Annotated in this window: 22 protein-coding genes and 1 pseudogene; 8 read left to right on the top strand and 15 right to left on the bottom strand. The window is 72.4% G+C overall.

The annotated features are described in order from the left end of the window. Nucleotide 1: 1 nt before the first annotated feature. The 3 genes and pseudogenes from V5F49_RS15085 to V5F49_RS15075 all read right to left on the bottom strand — a co-directional run. A complete protein-coding gene (locus tag V5F49_RS15085; protein WP_394117087.1) occupies nucleotides 2–1,366 on the bottom strand; it encodes an amidohydrolase family protein in 1,365 nt (454 codons plus the stop codon). Continuing rightward, nucleotides 1,366–2,454: a maleylacetate reductase gene (locus V5F49_RS15080; RefSeq protein WP_394117086.1), complete on the bottom strand. Its 1,089-nt coding sequence runs from the start codon at nucleotides 2,452–2,454 to the stop codon at nucleotides 1,366–1,368. Before V5F49_RS15080 ends, V5F49_RS15085 begins: the two co-directional genes overlap by 1 nt. Nucleotides 2,455–2,591: 137 nt before the next feature. After that, nucleotides 2,592–2,891: pseudogene (locus V5F49_RS15075) on the bottom strand (Dabb family protein); the annotation flags it as partial. Nucleotides 2,892–3,011: 120 nt separating this feature from the next. Here V5F49_RS15075 and V5F49_RS15070 point away from each other — a divergent pair. Both V5F49_RS15070 and V5F49_RS15065 read left to right on the top strand, forming a co-directional pair. Then, a complete protein-coding gene (locus tag V5F49_RS15070; RefSeq protein ID WP_394117085.1) occupies nucleotides 3,012–3,926 on the top strand; it encodes a LysR family transcriptional regulator in 915 nt (304 codons plus the stop codon). 114 nt (nucleotides 3,927–4,040) lie between these two features. Further along, complete coding sequence (locus V5F49_RS15065) at nucleotides 4,041–4,778, top strand: haloacid dehalogenase type II (protein ID WP_394117084.1); 738 nt, start codon at nucleotides 4,041–4,043, stop codon at nucleotides 4,776–4,778. 15 nt (nucleotides 4,779–4,793) lie between these two features. Here the strand turns inward: V5F49_RS15065 and V5F49_RS15060 are convergent, their stop codons facing one another. The 5 genes from V5F49_RS15060 to V5F49_RS15040 form a co-directional block, all read right to left on the bottom strand. Next, nucleotides 4,794–5,615, bottom strand: a complete 822-nt coding sequence (locus V5F49_RS15060) for an anti-sigma factor family protein (protein ID WP_394117083.1) — start codon at nucleotides 5,613–5,615, stop codon at nucleotides 4,794–4,796. Next, nucleotides 5,612–6,454 (bottom strand): sigma-70 family RNA polymerase sigma factor, encoded by an 843-nt coding sequence (locus V5F49_RS15055; protein ID WP_394117082.1) that lies wholly within the window; start codon nucleotides 6,452–6,454, stop codon nucleotides 5,612–5,614. Before V5F49_RS15055 ends, V5F49_RS15060 begins: the two co-directional genes overlap by 4 nt. A 38-nt stretch (nucleotides 6,455–6,492) precedes the next feature. Continuing rightward, nucleotides 6,493–6,774 (bottom strand): plastocyanin/azurin family copper-binding protein, encoded by a 282-nt coding sequence (locus tag V5F49_RS15050; RefSeq protein ID WP_509210790.1) that lies wholly within the window; start codon nucleotides 6,772–6,774, stop codon nucleotides 6,493–6,495. Nucleotides 6,775–6,911: 137 nt separating this feature from the next. After that, the gene (locus tag V5F49_RS15045) at nucleotides 6,912–7,880 is read right to left on the bottom strand and encodes a metallophosphoesterase family protein (protein WP_394117080.1); all 969 of its coding nucleotides are present in this window, start codon (nucleotides 7,878–7,880) and stop codon (nucleotides 6,912–6,914) included. Between the two features lie 165 nt (nucleotides 7,881–8,045). Next, the gene (locus V5F49_RS15040; protein WP_394117079.1) at nucleotides 8,046–8,672 is read right to left on the bottom strand and encodes an FMN-dependent NADH-azoreductase; all 627 of its coding nucleotides are present in this window, start codon (nucleotides 8,670–8,672) and stop codon (nucleotides 8,046–8,048) included. A gap of 129 nt (nucleotides 8,673–8,801) precedes the next feature. On the opposite strand from V5F49_RS15040, the gene V5F49_RS15035 reads away from it, so the two are divergent. Further along, nucleotides 8,802–9,737 carry a LysR family transcriptional regulator gene (locus V5F49_RS15035; protein ID WP_394117078.1) on the top strand — a complete coding sequence of 312 codons (936 nt, stop codon included), beginning with the start codon at nucleotides 8,802–8,804 and terminating at the stop codon, nucleotides 9,735–9,737. A 30-nt stretch (nucleotides 9,738–9,767) separates the two neighbouring features. On the opposite strand, the gene V5F49_RS15030 is transcribed toward V5F49_RS15035, so the two are convergent. Continuing rightward, nucleotides 9,768–10,550 (bottom strand): glutathione S-transferase family protein, encoded by a 783-nt coding sequence (locus tag V5F49_RS15030; RefSeq protein WP_394117077.1) that lies wholly within the window; start codon nucleotides 10,548–10,550, stop codon nucleotides 9,768–9,770. 195 nt (nucleotides 10,551–10,745) lie between these two features. Between V5F49_RS15030 and V5F49_RS15025 the strand changes: the two genes are divergently transcribed. The 5 genes from V5F49_RS15025 to arsB all read left to right on the top strand — a co-directional run bounded on the left by V5F49_RS15025 (nucleotide 10,746) and on the right by arsB (nucleotide 13,770). After that, nucleotides 10,746–11,219 (top strand): J domain-containing protein, encoded by a 474-nt coding sequence (locus V5F49_RS15025; RefSeq protein WP_394117076.1) that lies wholly within the window; start codon nucleotides 10,746–10,748, stop codon nucleotides 11,217–11,219. A 121-nt stretch (nucleotides 11,220–11,340) separates the two neighbouring features. Further along, complete coding sequence (locus V5F49_RS15020; RefSeq protein WP_394117075.1) at nucleotides 11,341–11,700, top strand: ArsR/SmtB family transcription factor; 360 nt, start codon at nucleotides 11,341–11,343, stop codon at nucleotides 11,698–11,700. Further along, nucleotides 11,697–12,236 (top strand): arsenate reductase ArsC, encoded by a 540-nt coding sequence (locus V5F49_RS15015; RefSeq protein ID WP_394117074.1) that lies wholly within the window; start codon nucleotides 11,697–11,699, stop codon nucleotides 12,234–12,236. The genes V5F49_RS15020 and V5F49_RS15015 overlap by 4 nt, the downstream gene beginning before the upstream one ends. 9 nt (nucleotides 12,237–12,245) lie before the next feature. After that, nucleotides 12,246–12,668, top strand: coding sequence for an arsenate reductase (glutaredoxin) (gene arsC / locus V5F49_RS15010; protein WP_394117073.1), 423 nt, complete (start codon nucleotides 12,246–12,248; stop codon nucleotides 12,666–12,668). Nucleotides 12,669–12,681: 13 nt separating this feature from the next. Continuing rightward, entirely contained in the window at nucleotides 12,682–13,770 is a 1,089-nt protein-coding gene (arsB, locus tag V5F49_RS15005; RefSeq protein WP_394117072.1) for an ACR3 family arsenite efflux transporter, read from the top strand. A 186-nt stretch (nucleotides 13,771–13,956) separates the two neighbouring features. Here the strand turns inward: arsB and V5F49_RS15000 are convergent, their stop codons facing one another. From V5F49_RS15000 to V5F49_RS14975, 6 genes are read right to left on the bottom strand one after another with little or no spacing between them, the layout of a single operon-like run. After that, nucleotides 13,957–15,753 carry a BatD family protein gene (locus tag V5F49_RS15000; RefSeq protein WP_394117071.1) on the bottom strand — a complete coding sequence of 599 codons (1,797 nt, stop codon included), beginning with the start codon at nucleotides 15,751–15,753 and terminating at the stop codon, nucleotides 13,957–13,959. After that, a complete protein-coding gene (locus V5F49_RS14995; RefSeq protein WP_394117070.1) occupies nucleotides 15,750–17,825 on the bottom strand; it encodes a VWA domain-containing protein in 2,076 nt (691 codons plus the stop codon). Before V5F49_RS14995 ends, V5F49_RS15000 begins: the two co-directional genes overlap by 4 nt. Next, nucleotides 17,825–18,874, bottom strand: coding sequence for a VWA domain-containing protein (locus V5F49_RS14990; RefSeq protein ID WP_394117069.1), 1,050 nt, complete (start codon nucleotides 18,872–18,874; stop codon nucleotides 17,825–17,827). The genes V5F49_RS14995 and V5F49_RS14990 overlap by 1 nt, the downstream gene beginning before the upstream one ends. Next, a complete protein-coding gene (locus tag V5F49_RS14985) occupies nucleotides 18,871–19,434 on the bottom strand; it encodes a DUF4381 domain-containing protein (protein WP_394117068.1) in 564 nt (187 codons plus the stop codon). The genes V5F49_RS14990 and V5F49_RS14985 overlap by 4 nt, the downstream gene beginning before the upstream one ends. Then, nucleotides 19,431–20,390 (bottom strand): DUF58 domain-containing protein, encoded by a 960-nt coding sequence (locus V5F49_RS14980; protein ID WP_394117067.1) that lies wholly within the window; start codon nucleotides 20,388–20,390, stop codon nucleotides 19,431–19,433. The genes V5F49_RS14985 and V5F49_RS14980 overlap by 4 nt, the downstream gene beginning before the upstream one ends. Before the next feature lie 13 nt (nucleotides 20,391–20,403). Then, nucleotides 20,404–21,324, bottom strand: coding sequence for an AAA family ATPase (locus V5F49_RS14975; RefSeq protein WP_394117165.1), 921 nt, complete (start codon nucleotides 21,322–21,324; stop codon nucleotides 20,404–20,406). Nucleotides 21,325–21,455: the final 131 nt, after the last annotated feature.

The raw sequence follows: 21,455 nt of genomic DNA, 5'->3' as shown, positions 1-21,455 counted from the left end.
CTCACGCCGCTTGCCTGCCGAGGCCGAGCTCGTCGACGATCCGCGCGCCCGAGGCGGTGAGCCGGGCGATCTTCCCATCGATGCCGCTCGCGAGCAGCGTCCTGTTCTTCTTCATGAAACGACCGGCGATCATCACCGCTTCCACATCGCCGCGCCCGGCCTGCATCACCACGGTGGCGACCGGATCGTGCACGGGCTGGAGGTGAAGGGCGCGGGCATCGATCAGCACGAGATCCGCCTGCTTGCCGGCGGCGAGCGAGCCGATGCGATGGTCGAGCCCCAGCATCCGCGCGCCCTCGATGGTGATCCATTCCAGCGCCTGGCGCACCCGCACGGTGGAGGTGGGCGGAATGGCGCCGGTCTCGCGGCGGCTGTCCGTATTGTCCAGCACCCGCTGCATGCCGAGCGCGATGCGCGCGACGCCCATCATGTCCCCCGCCAGCACGCTTTCCAGATCCACCCCGAGGGAGGGCGCCGCCCCGCGCTTCAGCAGCCGGCCGGTGACGGGGAAGCCGTGGCCTTGAGTCATCTCGTTTTCCGGCGTCACCGAGAAGGAGGCGCCGAGGTCCACGAGGCGGGAGAACAGCTCGTCGGAGAGGTCGTTGCCGTGCACCACGTTGATGCCGGGGCCGACCAGCCCTTCGGCGATCAGCGTCTCCCAGCCGCCCGGCGTCTTCGCCGTGCCGCCGCCCTGATGCATGGAGGCGACGAGGCCGAGCTCGCGGGCAAGGCGGAAGTCGGCGCGGGCGACATCCATGGTCGAATAGTGCGGGCCGAGGATGGCGAGGCCGAGCGTCATCAGCCCGTCGTCGCTGGCGAACGGGCCGCGCCGCAACCGCTCGATTTCCGCGCGCGGGTGCGGCACCTCGGAGAAATGCGGCTCACCCGGCTTGGGATCGGGCTTGGGCGAGCCATGGAAGAAGGCGGCGCGGATGCCGCTCCCGGCGAGCGCGGCCACGGCGGCGTCCGTGTGGTCCGGCGTCGGGTTGTTGTGGCACCAGTCCACCAGCGTGGTGGTGCCGGCATCGATCTGCCCGAGCGCGCCAACCAGCGTGGCGATGCCGATGTCGTCTGGCCCGAAACGGGTGGCGAGGCCCGCATGGACCCAGCGGAAATATTCCAGCAGCGTCCAGTCGGCGGCGAGGCTGCGCAGCCCGGTCTGCCAGGTGTGCATGTGGGCGTTGACGAAGCCGGGCACGAGGATACGGCCCGCCGCGTCCACCCGCTCGACGTCCGGCGCGTCGATGTGCGGCGCGATAGCGGCGATGCGATCGCCCTCCACCAGAACATCGCCGCGCGGCAGGTCGCCGACGGACGGCTCCATGGACAGGATGGTGGCACCTTCGATGAGGATGCGCGCGCCCATCAGGCCGCCTCCTCTTCAGCCACCGCGGCCATCGGGCGCTCGCCGGCAAAGGCACGGGCGATGAGGGCGCGGATGCCCTCGCGCGTGACGGGGCGCGGGTTCCAGTAGGGGTTCTCCACCGCGAGGTCGGCGGCGGTCTCGATGCCATCCGCCGGCATGCCGATGTCCGCGAGGGCGCGGGGCACGCCGAGCACCCGCACCAGATCGAACAGGCCCTGCGCCGCATCCGGCGCGCCCAGCGCGCGGGTGATGGCCGCCATGGCCTCGGGCGCGGCGGGGGCGTTGTAGGCCACCGCGTGCGGCAGCACGATGGTGTGGGTCTCCGCGTGGGGCAGGTTGAAGGTGCCGCCGAGCGTGTGGCAGAGCTTGTGGTGCAGCGCCATGCCCACCGCGCCGAGGCAGCAGCCGCACAGCCACGCGCCATAGAGCGCCATGGTGCGCGCCTCCATGTTGGCCGGCTCGTGGATGAGGATGGGCAGCGCGGAGGAGAGCGTGCGGATGCCGTCCTCCGCCATCAGCGAGATCACCGGGTTGCGGTCGCGGGCGTAGAGCGCCTCCACCGCATGGGCGATGGCGTTGACACCGGACGTCGCCGAGAGGCTCGCGGGCAGGGTGAGCGTGAGGTCCACGTCGTAGATGACGGCTTCGGGCAGCACGTCGAGAGAGCGGATGGTGGTCTTCCGCCCGTCCTGCGTCTCGCCGAGGATGGGGGTCATCTCCGAGCCGGCATAGGTGGTGGGGATGACCAGCTGCGGCACCCCGGTGCGCAGGGCCAGCGCCTTGCCGAGCCCGGTGGTGGAGCCGCCGCCCAGCGCCACCACGCAATCGGCCTCCGCGGCCTTGAGCGCATCGAGCGCCTTTTCCGTCACCTCCACCGGCGTGTGCATCGTGGCGCCGGCAAAGACGCCCGCGGACGCCTCACCGATGAGCCGCGCCAGCCGCTCGCCCTCCTGCGCCTGCTGCGGCGTGGTGAGGACGAGGGCGCGCCGGGCGCCGAGCCGCGCCACCTCGGCACCGGCCTCGGCGATGGTGCCGCGGCCGAAGCGGACGCGTATCGGCAGGGCCTCGTAGGTGAAGGTCTCGATCATGGTGCAATCCCTTCCGGGGGGGCGCGCGGAACCGATCGCGCGCCGGTTGCTCACTCGCCGGCGATCAGCGCGCCGCGGGGGCGCAGGGCAGGTTCGGGATGGGCGTCCGGCACGCGCTCGGCCGCCGCGTCCGCCAGATAGTCCACCTGGAAGCGGGCGATGCGCAGGTCCGCCAGCTCCTGCCGCACGCGCAGATGCTCGGGATGGGAGGCATAGGCTTCGAGATCGGAGGCGGTGGCGAACTCGGACACGAGCACCACGTCGCACGCATAGTCCACGTCGGAGATGTCGAGCCCGACCTCCACGTGCGTCAGGCCCGCGATGCGGCCTCTCAGGCCCTCGAACGCGGCCTTCACCTTCAGGCGGGCGGCGGCGCGCTCCTCGCGCGTCTCTCCGCTCACCCGCCACATCACGATGTGCCGGACGGGTCCCATCATTGGCGTTTCCTCGACCTGTATTGGTCTTTCGTTGGAAGGGAGTTTTGACTTGCGCGCAGCGGAAATAAACCGGAATTTATGGAACGGTCTTTTGCGCCAAGTGGAAATGTGAGCGCCGGCATGGATCGCCTGACCCAGATCGAGGTGTTCGTGAAGACGGCCGAGCTGCGCAGCCTCTCACGCGCGGCCGAGGCGCTCGGCATGTCGAACGCGGCGGCGAGCCGGCATCTCGCCGCGCTGGAGGAACGCCTCGCCGCACGCCTTGTGGAGCGCAACACCCGCCGCCTCTGGCTGACCGAGGCGGGGCAGGAATTCTACCAGCGCAGCGGCACCCTGCTGGCGGAGCTCAACGAGGCCGAGGAGGCGGTGAACGAGCACACGCTGGCGCCGCAGGGCCTGCTGCGGGTCACGAGCTCGCTCTCCTTCGCCACCATCTATCTCGCGCCCATGCTGCCGGAATTCCGCCGGCTCTATCCCAAGCTGAACGTCCATATCGCGGTCGCCAACCGCTACCTCGACTTCATCGAGGCCGGCATCGACGTCGCGGTCCGCACCCGCCTGCACGAGCCCGACACGAACATCATCGTCCGCCGCCTCGGCCGGATGCGGCGGGTGCTGGCGGCGTCCCCCGCCTATCTGGAAGAGCACGGTCGCCCGCGCGAGCCGGCCGACCTCACGCGGCACGACATGCTGGTCTACAACCTCGCGCAGGACCCCTTCTCGCTACGGCTGACCAAGGGCGACGCGGAGCGCACCGTGCGCATCACCGCCGCGCTCGACTGCAACGACGGGCAGGTCATCCGGACCGCCGCGCTCGCCGGCCTCGGCATCCTCATCCAGCCGCTCTACATCGTGCAGGGCGACATCGCCGCCGGGCGCCTCGTGCCGGTGATGCAGGACTGGCAACTGCCCACGCTCACCATGAACATCGCCTACCAGAACCGCGAGCGCCTTCCGGCCAAGATCCGCGTGTTCACCGACTATCTGGTGAACTACGTGCGGCAGACCTCCTCCAGCGGCATCTGGTCGGCCTAGCGCGGGCGGGCGGCCTGCCGATCACGTTTGCGCGGGACAGGGCGGCCGGTCTGGCGCGATGCGGCCGGATGGCGGAGGCTGCGCCCCCTCCCCCAGGCATCCGCCGGAGTTCCCATGATCAAGGCCTATGTGTTCGACGCCTATGGCACGCTGTTCGACGTGCAGTCCGTCAGCGCCGTCACGGATGCCGCCTTCCCCGGCCACGGCGCGCTCATCACCCAGATCTGGCGGATGAAGCAGCTGGAATACAGCTGGCTGCGCTCGCTCATGGATGATTACCGGGACTTCTGGACCGTCACCCGCGAGGCGCTGACCTACACGCTCGGCCTGCTGGGCCTCAGCCCCTCCGCCCGGCTGTTCGACGACATCGCCGAGGCCTACAACCGCCTGACGCCCTATCCCGACGCAGCCCCCGCGCTTGCCGGTCTCGGCGGGGTGCGGCGGGCCATCCTCTCCAACGGCAGCCCCGCCATGCTCGGCGCGCTGGTGGGCGGCTCGCCGCTGCGGGACCTGATCGAGCAGACCATCAGCGTGGATGAGAAGCGCTGCTTCAAGCCCGACCCGCGGGCCTACGCCCTGGTCGAGGAGAAGCTGGCCGTGAAGCCGCACGAGGTGATGTTCGTCTCCTCCAACGGGTTCGACATCAGCGGCGCGAAGCGGTTCGGCTTCCGCGTGGCGCGCATCTCCCGCGTGCCCGCCGCCGCCCTGTCGCAGGAGCTGGCCGGCGGCGACGCGCTCTCACCGGCCAGCTTCTACAAGGCCCTGCGCACGCAGGAGGAGGCGCTCGGCCACGGACCGGACATCACCGTCTCCTCGCTGGCCGGGCTGCCCCGGCCGGGCACGTCCGGCTGAAGCCCGCTGCACCGTCTACTTCGGCAGGGCCTCGAGGAAGTCCTCCTGGAACTCCTTCAGCTCGACCGTATTGAGATCGGACACGGCCCAGTAGGTGAGCCCGTCCGCGGTCCAGTTGAGCAGGTTGTAGCCATCCCGCGCCTTCGCCATGTGGGCACCGGCCGTGTCGGGCCAGACGAACACGTTGATGGCATGGCCGTGACGCCGGTAGACGAGGGCCGCCACCACCCGACCGCCCACATAGTCGAGCCGCCCGCCCTCCAGCGGGAAGCCGCGCGCCGCGAGGTCCATGACCGGCGGGGAGAAGTCGATCCTGCCGCCGAACCACGGCTTCACCGTATGGCGATCGGAGGAGACCACGTCGGTCAGGTGATCGGCGAGGAGGGAGCGCACGTGGCCGGCGACCAGCTCGTTCTCCAGCGACGAGCCGCCACCGCCCGGCGGCAGCACCACCAGCAGCAGCGCCGCCGCCAGCACCGCGAGCGAGGGCAGCACGCCCCACCCGCCGGCTCCCGCCAGCAGCGCGCCGACACGGGCCCGCGCGAGCGCCCACCGGGAGCGGGCGGCCGGCGCCTCCTGCGCCGCCAGCGCGGCGAGGACGGAGCCGCGCAGGGCATCCGGCGCGCGCCAGCGCACCGCCTCCTGGGCGATCAGGCGATGGGTGCGCTGCAGCCGCGCCATCTCGGCCGCGCAGGCCGGACAGGTGGCGAGATGGCGCTCGACCGCCACCACATGGGCGGCGTCGAGCTCGCCGTCGACATGGGAATGGAGCAGTCCCTCCCAGTCCGCGCAGGGATCGGCGGCGGGCATGTCCGGTGTCTGCGGCCCCTCGGTCATGGCCGGATCTCCGCGCCGTCGCCGACGGCCGCGCCGCCCGGGCCGCTGTCCCACAGGGTCGCGAACGCGCGCCGCGCCCGCGACAGGCGCGACATGACCGTGCCCACCGGCGCGCCGATGACATCGGCGATCTCGCGATAGGACAGCTCCTCCAGCTCACGCAGCACCAGCACCTCGCGCAGCGCCTCGGGCAGCTGCTGCAAGAGCGCGCGCACCGCATCGGCCTCGGCGCGCTGGAGCAGCAGGCTCTCCGGGGTCGCGCCGTCGGCGAGGAGGTCCACCGCGGCCGGAGCAGGGGCGGCCTCGTCGTCGCCGGCATCCCCGGCGGAGGGTCCGGGCGCATGGCGCATGCGCTCGCGACGGATCTGGTCGCGCCAGGTCAGATGGCAGTTGCGCACGATGGCGAGCAGCCACGCCCGCGCGCTTGCGCCCTTGAAGCCGGGAAAGGCCCGATAGGCCCGCAGATAGGCATCCTGGACGACGTCCCCGGCAGCGTCCGCATCGCGGCACAGGTAGCGGGCAAGGGTGTAGGCGTCGTCGAGATGCGGCAGCATGATCTCGCGGAACCGCGCCGCCTCGGCCGCCGAGAGGGGCCTGCGCTCAGCGGCAGGCGCAGCGTCGGCCGCGGCCGGGTGGGAGGCGTGCGCGACGATGGCGCCCCCGCGCCACGCCTCCCCCGCCCATCGCGCCAGCCGGGCCAGCAGCCCGGAGGACGCGCGGCGGGAGACCGGAGCCCGCGCCGTGCCATTTCCCCCTGGCCATGGCCCTGCCCAGGGCCACGCGCCGGCACGGCCGGCAATGGCCGCCTCCGGGCGCCAGGGAAAGGGGGCGCCGAACATGGCTCCGGTCTCCTGTGCTTGCATCGGGACCGACCGCCTCAACCGGCCGGCTTCACGATGATCTTTCCGACCATGTGCGGGTGAAGGGAGCAGAAATAATTGTAGTCTCCCGCATTCGTGAAGGTGAACGAGTATTTTCCTTCCGTATCGAGAGCCTTCGAGCGGAACGCCTGCTTCTTGTCCACCACCGTGTGCGGAATGTCGTCGTTGTTGATCCAGGTCACGGTGTCACCGGGCGCGACGGTGACTTCCGCAGGGGAAAAGACGAAGTTGTCGATGGTCACCGTGACCTCCGCCGCCGCGGCGGGCCGCAGCGGCAGGCCGAGGCAGAGGGCGAAGGTCGCCGCCGCGAGAAGGGCGAGCGACGGGGCGCGGCGGACAACGCCGCCCGTACGAGCGAATTCGGGCTGGTGCACGATCTGGTTCTCCTTGCAGCCGGGGGCGGGGCGCGTGGCCCTCAGCCCTCCAGCGGCGCGTCGATGATGGCGAGGGGCGCGTTGCCGGCGATGAAGTTCACGGTGGCGATGCCGAGGTTCTTCCTCAGCTCGCCGGCGGGCAGCTTCAGCGGGCCGGGGGAGGAGGCGGTGCCGGGCGCCGGCTGGGGGAAGGCGGTGGAGCGCGCGGTGTGGAAGGAGACGGTGCCCTCCACCTTCTGCATCACCTGGTGGATGTGCCCGTTCAGCACCGTCACCGAGCCGAACCGCTTCAGGTAGGAGAGGGCCTGCAGCCCGTCCGCGGTGCCCCATCCCCATTCGGGGTAGACGGTCCACAGCGGGATATGGGCGAACACCACGATGGGCGTGGACGCCGGCAGGCCCGCCACGTCGCTCTCCAGCCACTCGAGCTGCTCGGGGCCGAGATTGCCGAGGCCGCCGGCCTTCAGGTTCACCACGTTCACCAGCGCGATGAAATGCACGCCGTTGTGGTCGTAGCTGTACCAGCCGGAGCCCTTGGAGCCCTTGCCGTAGCGATCCAGGTAGGCCTTGCCCTGCCCCTCGTCCAGGAGGTCGTGCTCCCCCGGCACGTAGAACACCGGCACCCCGGTTTCCTTGATGATCTGGTCGGCGTCGTCGAACTCCTTATCCTTGGACAGGTGGCTGATGTCGCCGGTGTGGATGATGAAGGCCGGCTTCTCCTTCAGCGCCCGGATGCGGGCGACCGCCTCGCGCAGAGTGCCGAGAGCGTCCGGGTTGGCAGCCTTGTCGAAGCCCACGTGGCTGTCGGAAATCTGCAGGAAGGTGAACGCCTTGGACGGCTCGGCGGCAAGCGCGGAGCCGAGACCCATGCCGCTCGGCAGGCCGCCGGACATGGCCCAAAGGATGCCGGTGCCCGCCCAGGTCATGCATTCGAGGAAGCCGCGGCGGTCGATGCCGTCCGCGTCCGGCGCGGGCGGGGCCTCGTGGCCCTTGCGGTGGGAAGTGCTCATGGATCTCTCCGGATGACGCCGGGCTGCGCCGGCGCGGCGCACCGGCCCCCGCAGGAGCCGGCCGCCTCGTTCAGGACGGTGGGACGCGCCCACACAGGCCAAGACCGGGGAGAGGTCCGGTTTATTCCCGCGCCGGCGGATTTTTTTGCCGCCGGCGCGGAAAGCTCACGCGGCGAGGGCCGGCAGGCGGGCGATGGCGGCCAGCGCGGCCTCCAGCTCGGCCGTCGCCAGCGGCTCGGCGCCGTTGGTGGCCTCCGCCGCGATAATCTCCACCTGCGTGAAGCCGATGAAGCGCAGCAGCTGGTCGAGATAGGGCTTGAGAAAGTCCAGCGGCGCCAGCTGCCCGCCCGGCTTGTAGCTGGCGGCCCCGTAGGCGATGGCGACGAACGCCGGCTTGCCGGTGACCAGCCCGCGGAAGGTCTGGCCGTCATACGCCACGGTGCGGTGGATGCGCACCACATGGTCGATCCAGGCCTTCAGCGCCGAGGGCGGGCCGAAATTGTACATGGGCGTCGTGATGAGCAGCGCGTCCGCCGCCTCCAGCTCGCTAATCAGGCGATCGGAGAGGGCGATGGCCTCGCGCATGGCGTCGGTGCGCTGGTCGGCCGGCGTGAAGAAGCCGCCGATGGTGGTGGGGTCGATGTGCGGGACGGGATCGGCGGCCAGATCGCGGCGCACCACGCCGGCACCGGGCGTGCGGGCGAGCCAGCGGGCCTCCAGGGCATCGCCCAGCTGGCGCGAGCGCGACCCCTCGGCGCGCGCGCTGGAATCGATGCGGAGCAGTGTCGTCATGGAAAGAACCTCCGGGGGGCGGCGCGGACGGCCGCTGATGGGCGGCACCATCACTTGTGCGGCAGGCGTCGAAAAAGCCTGGCGGCAGCAGGTCAATCATGTGATTTTCGCATCAATGGAGCGGACCGGATGAACCTTACCCACCTGCGCCTGTTCGCCCATGCCGCCCGGCGCGGCAGCTTCGCGGCGGCGGCGCGCGACCTCGATCTCGACGCCTCGGCCGTCTCCCGCGCCGTCGCCGCGCTGGAGGCGGAGCTGGGCGCGCGGCTGCTCCAGCGCACCACCCGCACCATGACCCTCACCGAGGCGGGGCAGGCCTATCTCGCCCGCGTGGAGCCGCTGCTGGACGAGCTCGACCGGGCGCGGGACGAGGCCGCCTCCGCCCGCGCCGAGCCGGTGGGCACGCTGCGCCTCACCGCCTCCGTCGCGTTCGGGGAAGCCTGCCTGATGCCGCTGGTGCCGGAGATGCGCGCGCGATTTCCCCGCCTGCGGCTGGAGCTGCGGCTGACCGACGCCACGCTGGACCTCACCGCCGAGCGCATCGACATCGCGCTGCGCCTTGCCCCCGAGCCGCGCGCCGAGCTGATCGGGGTGAAGCTGTTCGCGACCCGCTATCGCGTGGTTGCGAGCCCCGCCTATCTGGAACGTTCCGGGCGGCCGGCGACGCCGGGCGAGGTGGCGGGGCACCCTTCCATCGTCTTCGCGCTGCCGGACTTCCGCTCCCGCTGGCTGTTCCGGCGCGACGGGCGGCTGGAGGACGTGGCGGTGTCCGGCGAGCTCGCCATATCGAGCGGCCTCGCCATCCGCCAGGCGGCGCAAGACGGCCTCGGCCTCGCGCTGCTGCCGGACTGGCTGGTGGGGCGCGACCTTGTCGCCGGCACGCTGGTGGACGTGTTCCCTGCCCACGACGTCACCGCCACCTCGTTCGACACGGCCGCGTGGCTGCTCTACGCGAGCCGGCAATATGTGCCGAAGAAGGTGCGGCTGATGACGCAGTTCCTGCGCGAGCGCCTCACCGGCCCCGCCTCGGCCGTCAGGCCGCCGCGACGGCGGTCGCGCGCCTGATGCGGGGGCGGTGCGGCTGGCCGCACATTCTCAGTCCGGCCAGGAAAAGCGGATGTTGTCGTCGTGCAGGCCCGCCAGCACCACCTCGATGCCGCCAGAGCGGATCATCCAGTCCAGCCGGTGGTCGCGGTATTCGCGCCGACGCCCGCCGGTGCGGTAGAAATCGGGCGCATCGGCCATGCGCGCGGCCGCCGCGTCGAATTCGGCGAAGGTCTGCGCCACAGCCGGCCGCCCCTTCACCCGCGCATGCCAGCGCGCCAGCGGCGAGCCCGGCTGCGGCCCGAGCCCGTAATGCACCGAGCGGTTGACCATGGGCGCGGCTGCCGCATCCGCCCAGCCGAAGCGCGCGCCGCCCAGCCAGTCGGCTGTGCCGAGGCGCTCGGACAGCCAGGCCTGGAGAGTGCGGGTGTCGCGCTCCGCCGCGGCGGTGAGCCGCTCCGCGAGCGCCCCTTCGGCACGACGGAACCACAGGAGCTCGCCGAAGCCCCAGTTCACCGCCTCGTACTGGGTGTCGCACATCTCCTCGATCATCCGCGCCGCCGCCCGTGCCGCGGGGCCAGAAGGCAGCAGCGGCGGCTGCGGCCAGCGCTCCTCGATGTATTCGAGGATGACGGTGGACTCGAAGATCGGGCCGTCCTCCCCCGCCAGCAGCACCGGCACCTCGCCGCGCGGATTGGCGCGGGCGAAGGGCGTGTCGCGGCGGCCCTGCCCGAAATCCTCCGGCAGCGTGCAGGTGAAGGCGATGCCCTTCTCGCGCAGCGCGATCTTCACCTTCTGGCAGTAGGACGACAAAGGGTGGTCGTAGAGGATCACGGCGCGTCTCCCGGCCCGCGCGCCTTCCCCCGGGCGCGTCCGCGGCAGGATGCGCGGAACGCCGCCGCCCGGCCAGCGCTTTCCCGCCCCCGGCTGGCGCCGAAAATGCATGGCCCCGCTTATGCGGGACCCCAGCGCGCGCTTTGGGACAAAAACGGCGCGCGGCTGAGGGTTCCGGGCACGAAGGCGCGTCGGATGACGGACAACGAACAGTGGGTCATCTGGAACGGCTCGCTGGGCGTCCTCGACATGGTGAGCATCGGCCATGTGGAGGAGACGCCCGCGGGCCGGCTCGCCAGCCTTGCGCCGCCCTATGACGTGGTCGGCCCGTTCAGCCTGGACCAGCTGGAGGCGGAGGGGCGCATCGCCTTCGGCGCCTGCCTCGTCATGTCCCGCCGGCGCTGGCAGGAAGATCAGGTTGAGCTGCGCCAGGCCGGCATGAAGGCGCGCCGCGCGCTCATGATGGCGCCGGACGAGGACGACGGGCAGCTTCACCGCGCCGCGCTCGACCTGCCGGCGGAGGGCGCGCTGGAGCCGGCGCAGATCAACGCCGCGTTCCGGCGCATGGCCAAGAGCGCCCACCCCGACGCCGGCGGCAGCGCGGCCGACTACCGTCGCATTTCCGAGGCGCGGGATGCGCTGATGGACCTGTTCGCCGCCGTCTCCTGAAATGCACGGCCGCCGGGCGGGACGTGGAGCGCCCCGCCTGTCCGGGAGTCCGGCGTCGCGCCCGTGTTTGACAGGAAGCAATCCTTGACTCTATATCTCATGAACTATTGAGATATAGAGCATGAACGAGACCGAAGCCCTCTCCGCCTTCGCCGCCCTGTCGCAGGAAACGCGGCTGCGCATCGTGCGCCTGCTGGTGCGCGCCGGTCCGCAGGGGCTGGCTGCCGGCAGCATCGGCGAGGCCATGGACGGCGCCTCCTCCTCCCGCATGTCGTTCCACCTGAGCCAGCTGGAGCAGGCCGGGCTGGTGCGCTCCCGGCGCGAGGGACGCTCCATCGTCTACAGCGCCACGCTCTCCACCCTGTCCGCCCTGGTCGAGTTCCTGATGCGCGATTGCTGCAGCGGGCATCCGGAGGTGTGCGCCCCGGCGGTCGCCGCCCTCGCCTGCGCCTGCGGCCCGGAAAAGGAGGTTTCCCGATGACCGATACGTCGTCCGGCCACGTCTTCAACGTGCTGTTCCTGTGCACCGGCAATTCCGCCCGCTCCATCCTGGCGGAGAGCATCCTGGCCAAGGACGGCGCGGGCCGGTTCCGCGCCTTCTCGGCGGGCAGCACGCCCAAGGGCGAGGTGAACCCGCTCGCGCTGAAGACCCTCGCGGCCTACGGCTATCCGATCGAGGGCATGCGCTCCAAGAGCTGGCTGGACTTCGCCGAGCCCAGGGCGCCCGTGATGGATTTCGTCTTCACCGTCTGTGACAACGCCGCGGGCGAGGCCTGCCCCATCTGGCCCGGCCAGCCCATGACCGCCCATTGGGGCATCGAGGACCCCGCGGCCGTCGAGGGGACCGACATCCAGAAGGAGGCCGCGTTCAACGCCGCCTTCCGCTATCTGAAGAACCGCATCTCCGTGTTCACCGCCCTGCCCCTCGCCAGGCTCGACCGGCTGGCGCTCGGCACGAAGCTGCGCGAGATCGGCCGCCTCGACGGCGCCACCGCGCCCCGCCCCGACGTCGCCTGAAGGCTCCCCATGGACATCGTCATCTACCACAACCCCGATTGCGGCACCTCGCGCAACACGCTGGCCATGATCCGCAACGCGGGCATCGAGCCGCACGTGATCGAGTATCTCAAGACGCCGCCCTCGCGGGAGCTGCTCATCCAGCTCATCGCCCGCGCCGGGCTGACGCCGCGCGAACTGCTGCGGGAGAAGGGCACGCCCTATGCCGCGCTCGGTCTCAGCAACCCCGCGCTCACCGACGCGGCGCTGATCGAGGCCATGATGGAGCATCCGGTCCTCATCAACCGACCCATCGTCGTCTCGCCCCTCGGGGTGCGGCTGTGCCGCCCCTCCGAGCAGGTGCTGGACCTCCTGCCGCCGCAGCAGGGCGCCTTCACCAAGGAAGACGGCGAGCGCGTGGTGGATGACACCGGCCACCGCGTCGCCGGCTGAGCAGGAGAGACCCGTGTCCCTTTTTGAACGGTACCTGACCGTATGGGTCGGCCTGTGCATCGTCGCCGGCGTGCTGCTCGGGCATCTGGCGCCGTCGGTGTTCCAGGCCATCGGGGCGATGGAGATCGCGCAGGTCAATTTGCCGGTGGCGGCGCTGATCTGGCTGATGATCGTGCCCATGCTGCTGAAGATCGACTTCGCGGCGCTGGGCGAGGTGGGCCGGCACTGGCGCGGCATCGGCGTCACGCTGCTGGTCAACTGGGCGGTGAAGCCCTTCTCCATGGCCCTGCTCGGCTGGCTGTTCATCGGCTGGCTGTTCCGCCCGATGCTGCCGGCCGACCAGATCGACAGCTACATCGCCGGCCTCATCATCCTCGCGGCGGCGCCCTGCACCGCCATGGTGTTCGTGTGGTCCAACCTGACCCGCGGCGAGCCGCACTTCACCCTGTCGCAGGTGGCGCTGAACGACGCCATCATGGTGGTGGCCTTCGCCCCCGTCGTCGGGCTGCTGCTGGGCCTGTCCGCCATCACCGTTCCGTGGGGCACGCTGGTCCTGTCGGTGGCGCTCTACATCGTCGTGCCGGTCGTCGCCGCGCAGCTGCTGCGGCGGCGGGTGCTGGCGCAGGGTGGTCCGGCGGCGCTGGAGCGGCTGCTGGCGCGGCTCGGCCCGCTCTCGCTGGTGGCGCTGCTGGCGACGCTGGTGCTGCTGTTCGGCTTCCAGGGCGAGGCCATCATCGCCCAGCCCCTGGTGATCGCGCTGCTGGCGGTGCCGATCCTGATCCAGGTCTATTTCAACGCCGGCCTCGCCTATGTGCTGAACCGGATCGCCGGGGAGGCGCACTGCGTCGCCGGCCCCTCGGCCCTCATCGGCGCGTCCAACTTCTTCGAGCTGGCGGTGGCGGCGGCCATCTCCCTGTTCGGCTTCGCCTCCGGCGCGGCGCTCGCCACCGTGGTGGGCGTGCTGATCGAGGTGCCGGTGATGCTCTCCGTGGTCTGGATCGTGAACCGCTCCAAGGGCTGGTACGAAGCCGGCGCCAACCGGGCCGCCGCATCCGACCTGCCGGCCCGCCCGCGCGCCGCCGGCCCCGGCGAGGGCCACTGAGGCCGGCATCCCCCGCACCGCCTGACGGGGAAGCCCGGAGGAACGCCCCGAGGATCGCCCTCGCGTCGATGGCAGAGAAAGCGCCGGCCGCTCGGCCGGCCTGTCCGGCTGGGCCCGATCGCCTGCACGTGCTCATTTAGAAATCGGCATCCGGTCCGCACGCCCGCGCGCGGATCGGCCCGGACGCTAACGCCCGGCGGGGTAGAGCGGCTGGAGCTGGCGCCCGGCCTTCCGGGCCGGCTTGCGCAGGGCCCGGCGCTCGGCGGCGAACGCCTTGGCCAGCGCCCGGCCGTCCCACGCCGCGGCATCGGCTCCGTAGAGATGCTCCCGCAGGTCCAGCACCGCATCGGCCAGCGCCGGGGTGCGGACGTGCCCGCTCCCGTCCGGATCGACGGCGGAACGGCCGCCGGCCGGCGCCGCATGGCCGCTGGCGCGGCACCAGTCGAGCCATGCCCGGTGCGCGGCGGCGGCATCGCCTCTGGCGCAGGCGGCCTCAAGCGCCCGGGCGGCGGCCTCGGCGGCGGCCGGGGACGGCATCGACCGCCGCGGGCGCAGCGGCACGCGCCGCACCGCAGGCGCGCTCGCGGGCTGCAACGGAGCCGTCGGGCGGTCGCCCGCGCGGCGATGGCCAAGGATGAGCCACACCGCGGCCAGCAGCACAATCACGACGGCGACGGCGAGCAGGTCGCGCCACGGCAGCGCGGCCGAGGGCGCATCCTCCGCCGGCGCCGAGGCGACTGGGGCCGCCGGGCGCGCGGCCGACGCGGGCGGGGGAGCCGTATCGCCGTCGGCGCCGGGCGCCACCGTCAGGGTCACGGCGGGCAGGGTTGCGGCCTCGGCCCGGCTGGTCTGGGTGTTCCACCAGGGCACCTCGACCGGCGGCAACGTCACCGGCCCGGCGCGGGTGGGCACCACGGTGGCGCGCACTTCCAGGACGGCGCCGATTCCGCCCTCGACAGAGGTGGCCTCGGGCCGGCCCTCGTCCACATACTGGCGCACGCCCTCCACGTCCGGCACGGCGATGGCCGGCAGTTGGCCCGGCCCCGCGCCGCGCACCTCCAGCCGGATGGTGCGGGTGAGCGCGACGCCCACCTTGGCCTGCGACGGCGGGCGCGACCAGCTTTCGGTCAGCTTCACCGCGCGCGCCGGCAGGAACCAGCCCTTCACCTCCGCCGGGCGGGGCCGCACCTCCACCTCCACCGGGTTGGAGAGCACGGTGACCTTGCGCGGCGCGTTGAAGCCGCCGCCGAGCCATGGCATCGCGGGCCGGCCGAGGGCGCGGGCCTGCTCCTGCGCGCCGGGGGGCGAGGAGGGAATGGACGCCTTGAGCGCGACGGGTGTGATGGTGAGGGTGCCGCTGCGTTGCGGCCGCATGATGTAGCGCAGCTCCACCACCCGGTAGCGCTGGCGCCCGAACACACGGCTGTAGGTGCGCAGGCCGCCGTCCTGGGTGAAGGTGGCGCCTTCCGCGTCCGGCGCGCCGGCATTGGCCTCCATGGCGCCCACCCGGTCGAACATGCGCACGATCACGGGGATCTCGCTCTGCAGGAAGAAAGGCGGGCTCGCCTGCACCTCGACGGCGAGCGAGACCGGGCCGTCGTCCGGCGGCTCCATGGGCGCGCCGGGGGCGATGGTGAGCTCGATGGGGGCCGTGGCCTCGGTGCCGAGGGTGATCGGCGGGATGGTGAGGCGGCCGGGCCGGCGGGCGGTCAGGGTCAGCACCCATTCCGTCACCTCCACCGGGCGACCGCCGACGGTGTCGGTGCGGCCGCGCTTCACCCGGTCGATGATCTCGAAATCCTTCGTCAGCGGCGCGATGTTGGGCGGCTCCAGGCTGTCGCGCCCGGTAAGGCTCAGCACCAGGTCGAACGGCTCGCCCTGATCCAGCGGCATGCGGGCGATGCTGGCGCGGAACGCCGCCTCAGCGCTTGCCGGCACGAGCAGGGCGCACAGGAGCGCGATGCGCAGCAGAAGGCGGATCACTGCGGCTCCTCCTCGCCCACCCGGGGGGGCGCGCCGGAATAATGCGCCCGGATGCGCGCGCGCAACAGCCCGCCCGGATCATCCAGCACCTGCCGCAGCGCCTGCTCGCGGTTCTGGGCGTCGTCCGAGAGGGTCTCGGCGGCGGACGGCGGCGGCGGGCGGGTGGACAGCGGCGGCTGCGGTTGCTCCGTCTCGCCGCGCGCATCCGGCGGGGGGGAGAAGGCCACATTGGGATTGTCCGAGCCGCCGGGAGGCTGGCCCGGCAATCCCTGCGGCATGGGCGGGGGCATGGGCAGCCGCTGTGCCGGATCGCTCTCCGACGGCGCGCCCGCCTGCTGCTGCCGCGGCTGGGCGGGCGGGGACTGGTCCGGCTGCGGCTGTTGCTGGGATTGCTGCTGCGGCTGCGGCGCGGGAGGCTGGGGCTGCTGCTGCGGCGCGTTCGCCAGCTCCGGCGGCCGACGCGGCGGCAACGGAGCGGGTGGCTGGGCACCGGGAGACGGCGGCGCGCCCCCGCCGCCGGCCTGCTGGTCCGGCTTCGGCGCATCGGGCTTGGGCGCATCGGACTTGGGCGCATCGGACTTGGCGTTATCCGGCTTCGGATTGTCCGGCTTGGGTGGGGCGTCCTTCTTCTGGTCCGGCCCGCCGGAGCCGCCCTGCGGCTGCCCACCGCCGCCGCCACCTGCACCGCCGCCACCGCCAAAACCGGGATCGTCCTTCTTCTTCTCCTCGTCCTTCTTCTTGCGCGCGTCGATGATGCCCTGCACCAGATCACGGTTGAAGCGGGCGTCGGCGTCGTTGGGATCGGTCCTGAGGGCGGAGTCGTAGGCGGCCACGGCCTCCTCCAGCCTATCGGAGCGGGCGAGGGCGTTGCCGCGGTTGTAGTCGGCGCCCGGCAGGCCGGCGTAGGCGTCGGCCGCCGCCGCGTATTCGCCGGCGCGATAGAGGGAGGCGGAGCGCCAGGCCGGATCCTCGAAGGTCCGGGCCGCCGTCGCGTAGTCCTGCGCCGCGAAGGCGGCAGTTCCCTGCTGGTCGGGCCGCCACCACAGATCGTCCCAGCCCGCGGCGGCGGGGCGCGGCGCCATCACGCCCGAGACCGCCGCCAGCGCCAGGACCGCGATCCAGCCGCGGCGGAAGGCGAGTGGCGCCAGAAGCAGCGCCAGAATGAGCACGAGCGGCCCCGCGTCGGCCCAGACATCGGCGCGGAAGCCATCGGTCTCGATGACAGGCGCGGTGGTAGTGGCGCCGCCACCGCCGGCGGGCAGCGTACGCTCGAGGTCGCGGTCATCGGCGGTGAGGGGCGAGAAGGCGCCCTGCCCGGCCGCCGCCACCGCCCCGAGGGCGGCAGCGGGATTGCCGCCCGGCCCGGGCTCCGGCCGTCCGACGCCGATCACGCTGACCTGGTAGCCCTGGGCGGCAGCGGCCTTCGCCGCAGCGGCCGCTTTGCCGGAATCATCGCCGGGGCCATCCGTCACCAGGAGGATGCGACCGGACGTGGCACCTGCGCCCTTGAGCAGCTCCACTGCCTTGTCGATGGCGAGGTCCGGGCGGTTGCCGCCCCCGCGCATGAGGTCGGTGGCGAGGTCGGGCAGCATCAGCGCGATCACGCGGCCGTCGGCGGTCAGGGGCGAGGCCGTGAAGGGAATGTCGGCATAGACCACCAGCCCCACCTCGCCGCCGCGCATGCGGGAGAGCACGTCCGCCACCTTGTAGCGGGCGGCGGACAGGCGGCTCGGGCTCGCGTCCGCGGCATCCATGCTGGGGGAGAGGCTCAGGGCCACCACCACCGGGTCGGGCTGGCCGGCGGTGGGCTGCGGCAGCTTTTCCCAGGTGGGACCGGCCATGGCGACCACGGCGGCGAACCAGCCGGCGAGCAGCAGCGCCACCGGCCAGCGGGCCGGGGCCCGGCCCTGCCCTCCGCCCGCCACCAGATGGGCGAGCAGGTGCGGGTCCACCACGCGGACCCAGTCGGTCGCGCCCTGCTGCAGCGCGCGGACGAGCAGCGCCGCCAGCACCAGCGCCGGCACCAGCGCCAGCAGCCACTCGGGCCGCAGGAAGTGGAAGGACGCCGGCATCAGGCAGGCCTCCCCGAACGCGGCGCCTCGGCCGCCGGGATGGCGGGCCTCGCCGGGGCGCCCTGCCCGGCACGCAGCGCGGACGCGAGCAACACCGCCGCGAAGACGAAGCTGGTGAGCAGCGCCGCGCCGAGCGGCCAGAAGAACAGGGCGGAGGTGGGCCGCAGGTATTGCGGCTCTCCGGCCACCGGCTCCAGCCGGTCGATGTCGGCATAGATGGCGGCGAGGCCCCGGTCGTCGCGCGCGCGGAAATACTGGCCACCGGTAATGGAGGCGATCTGCGTCAGCGCGTTCTCATCGAGGTCGGCGGCCGGATTGATGGGTGCGCCGGGCAGGAACTCCGCCGCATCGCCGCCGACGCCGATGGTGTGGATGCGCACCTTCTCCTTGGCGGCGATGGCCGCCGCCTCCATGGGCTCCAGCACGCCGGTGGTGTTGGCGCCGTCGGTGAGCAGGATGAGCACGCGGTCTTCCGCCGGGCGGGCGCGCAGCGTCTTCACCGCGAGGCCGATGGCGTCGCCGATGGCGGTGTTGCGCCCGGTCATGCCGATGCTGGATTCAGCGAGCAGCCGGCGCACCACGTTGCGGTCGAGGGTGAGCGGCGCCTGCACATAGGCGCGGGAGCTGAACAGGATGAGGCCCACACGATCGCCTGTGCGGCGGGCGATGAAGTCGTCGGCCACCGCCTTCACCACCTGCAGGCGGTCCTGCGGCACGCCCGAGCGGGAGAGGTCGCGCGCCGACATGGAGGCGGAGAGGTCCACCGCCAGCATGATCTCGCGGCCTTCCACCGGGATCGCGACCGGGCGGCCCACATGCACCGGCCGGGCGGCGGCGATCACCAACAGGGTCCAGATGAACGACAGCACGGCCAGCCGCAGGATGCTCCGGCGGCGGCCCGCGGCGGCGGTCCCCGCCGGCGCCAGCGCGCGGAAGAATGGCACTTTCAGCGCCCCCGCGCCGGCATCCGGCGCCCGGGGCAGCAGCAGGCGCACGAGCAGCGGCAGCGGCAGCGCAAGCAGCACGAGGGGCCATTGCAGGGCGATCATGCGCGCCCCCGGATCCAGCGCCGAACGGCGGCCGTCAGCGCCGCCGGAGCGATATCGGAAGCCCCCGTGGCATCGGGCGGCACGGCGCCCGGGGGCAGATAGGGCGCGCGGGCGAGAAAGCGCGCCTGCGTCGCGCTGAAGCCGCGCCGACCGTCCATGAGCAGGGCGATCCATTGCGCCTCGGTGGGCGCTGCGCGATCTTCGCCGGACTGGGCCCGCACCAGCCGCCGCATCACGCCGGCAGCCGCCGCGGCGATCGCCTGGGCGTCCGCGCCGGGGGCGGCGATGGCGGCCTCGAACGCCCGCATGGCCTGGTAGGCCACAGTCTGGCGCCACAGCCATTCACGCACGGCGAGCACGAGCAGCACCAGCACCACCAGCCCCGCCAGCGCGAACCAGCCCGGCGCCGGCGGCCAGAACGGGACGTCGGGGGGCAGATGGATGTCGCGCAGGCCGGCAAGCGCGTCCGCTCCGCTCGGATCGGGAACCGGGGGCAGCGGCGCGAGCGAGGCGGGCGCGAGCGAGGCGGGGGGTGACGCGGGCGCGGCAGGCGTCGTCATGCGGGGCGCCGTCCGGTGAGGCGCGGCGGGCGCAGCCGCTCGGGATGCAGCACGTCGGCGGGGTCGGTGCCGGTCTCGAGATCGAGGAAGGTCATGCCGCGCTCGCGGAACATGCGCTCCACATGGTCGTGGTGGGCGGCGAAGCGGCGGGCATAGACGGCGCGGGCCGAGGCGTCGTCCGCCTCCAGCCGGGCGATCGCCGCGCCATCCGTGACCGGATAGCGGCCCGGGTCCGGCATGGCGGCTTCCAGCCGGTCATAGACGAACAGGCCGGTGACGTGGCTTTCCATCCCGAGCCGCTCCAGCTCGCGCGCGGCGTGGTCGTCGAAATCGGCGAAATCGGTGACGAGGAACACCAGCGTGCCCGGCCGTGCCAACGACCGCAGCCGCGCCAGCGCCTCGGCGAGGGAGGGCTCGCCCGCCGCCGCCGGCCCGGCCACCGGGCCGACCCGCTCGGCGGTGGCGTCGGCGATGGCGCGGACGAAATTGAGGATGCGGCGCCGGCTGCGTTCGGGCCGGTAGGCGCCGACCACGGAGGGGGCGAGCACCACCCCGCCCACCCGGTCGCCGCCGGCGATGCCGACCCAGGACAGCACCGCCGCCGCCTCGGCCGCCAGCACCGACTTGAAGCTGCCGCGCGTGCCGAAGCGCATGCGCGCCCGCGCGTCGGTGAGGATGAGCACCGGCCGCTCCCGCTCCTCCTGGAACAGCTTGGTGTGCGGCTTGCCGGTGCGGGCGGTGACGCGCCAGTCGATGGTGCGCACGTCGTCGCCGGGGTGATAGACGCGCACCTCGTCGAACTCCATGCCGCGCCCCCGGAAGGAGGAGCGGTGGCCGCCGAACTGGTGGGTGCGCACCTTGCCGCCGGGCGCGAATCCGCCGCCCGCGTGGGGCCGTGCCGCCACGAGGTCCGACAGGCGGGCGACGACGCCCTTGAGCGGATCCGACACGGACATGAAATACCGCGGCTCAGCCCACCGGAACCCGGGCGAGCAGCAGATCGATGAAATCGTCGCTCGACACGCCGTCGGCCTCGGCCTCGAACGTCATCAGCACACGGTGGCGGAGCACCGGGCGGACCACCGCCTGCACATCCTCCGGCACCACATAGTCGCGCTTGCGGCGCCAGGCGTGGGCGCGGGCGCAGCGGTCGAGCGCGATGGTGCCGCGTGGGCTGGCGCCGAAGCTCACCAGCCCCTCGAGGTCGGCACCGTAGAGCTCCGGCCGGCGGGTGGCCTGCACCAGCTGGAGCACATATTCCTCCACCGGCTCGGCCATGTGGACGGCGGCGACCTCGCGGCGGGCGGCGAACACCACCTCCTGCGGCAGGGGGGCGCCGAACTCGGGCGTCTCCCCGCGCAGCTCGCCGCGCACGAGGCGCAGGATCTCGCGCTCGGCGTCCACGTCCGGGAAATCGATGCGCACATGCAGCAGGAAACGGTCGAGCTGCGCTTCGGGCAGCGGATAGGTGCCTTCCTGCTCGATGGGATTCTGGGTGGCCATCACCAGGAACAGGTCGGGCAGGCGGTAGGTGACCCCGCCCACGGTCACCTGCCGCTCGGCCATGGCCTCCAGCAGCGCCGACTGCACCTTGGCGGGGGCGCGGTTGATCTCGTCAGCGAGGATGAAATTGTGGAACAGCGGCCCCTTCTGGAAGCGGAAGCTGCCATCCTCCGGGCGGTAGATGTCGGTGCCGGTCAGGTCGGAGGGCAGGAGGTCGGGCGTGAACTGGATGCGCTGGTCGCGCACGTCGATGGCGCGCGACAGGGCCTTGACCGCCTTGGTCTTGGCAAGGCCCGGCGCGCCTTCCACCAGAAGATGGCCATCCGCCAGCACCGCGATGAGCAGCAGCTCCACGAATGCCGGCTGGCCGAGGATGCAGGCATTCATGTAGGCGGCGAGATCGTCGAACGCCCGCGCCAGCCCCCCGCGATCGGCCACGGGCGGGCGCGGGCGGGCGAGAGCGCCTTCCAGGAATGCGGCATCACGGGTGGTGGTCATAGAGGGTCGGGTCCGGTCTC

Origin of the sequence: Xanthobacter lutulentifluminis (genome assembly GCF_043194675.2) — a bacterium.
Taxonomy (GTDB): Bacteria; Pseudomonadota; Alphaproteobacteria; order Rhizobiales; family Xanthobacteraceae; genus Xanthobacter.
Note: the sequence above shows the minus strand (reverse complement) of the source record. Positions and strands in the feature narration are given on the sequence as shown.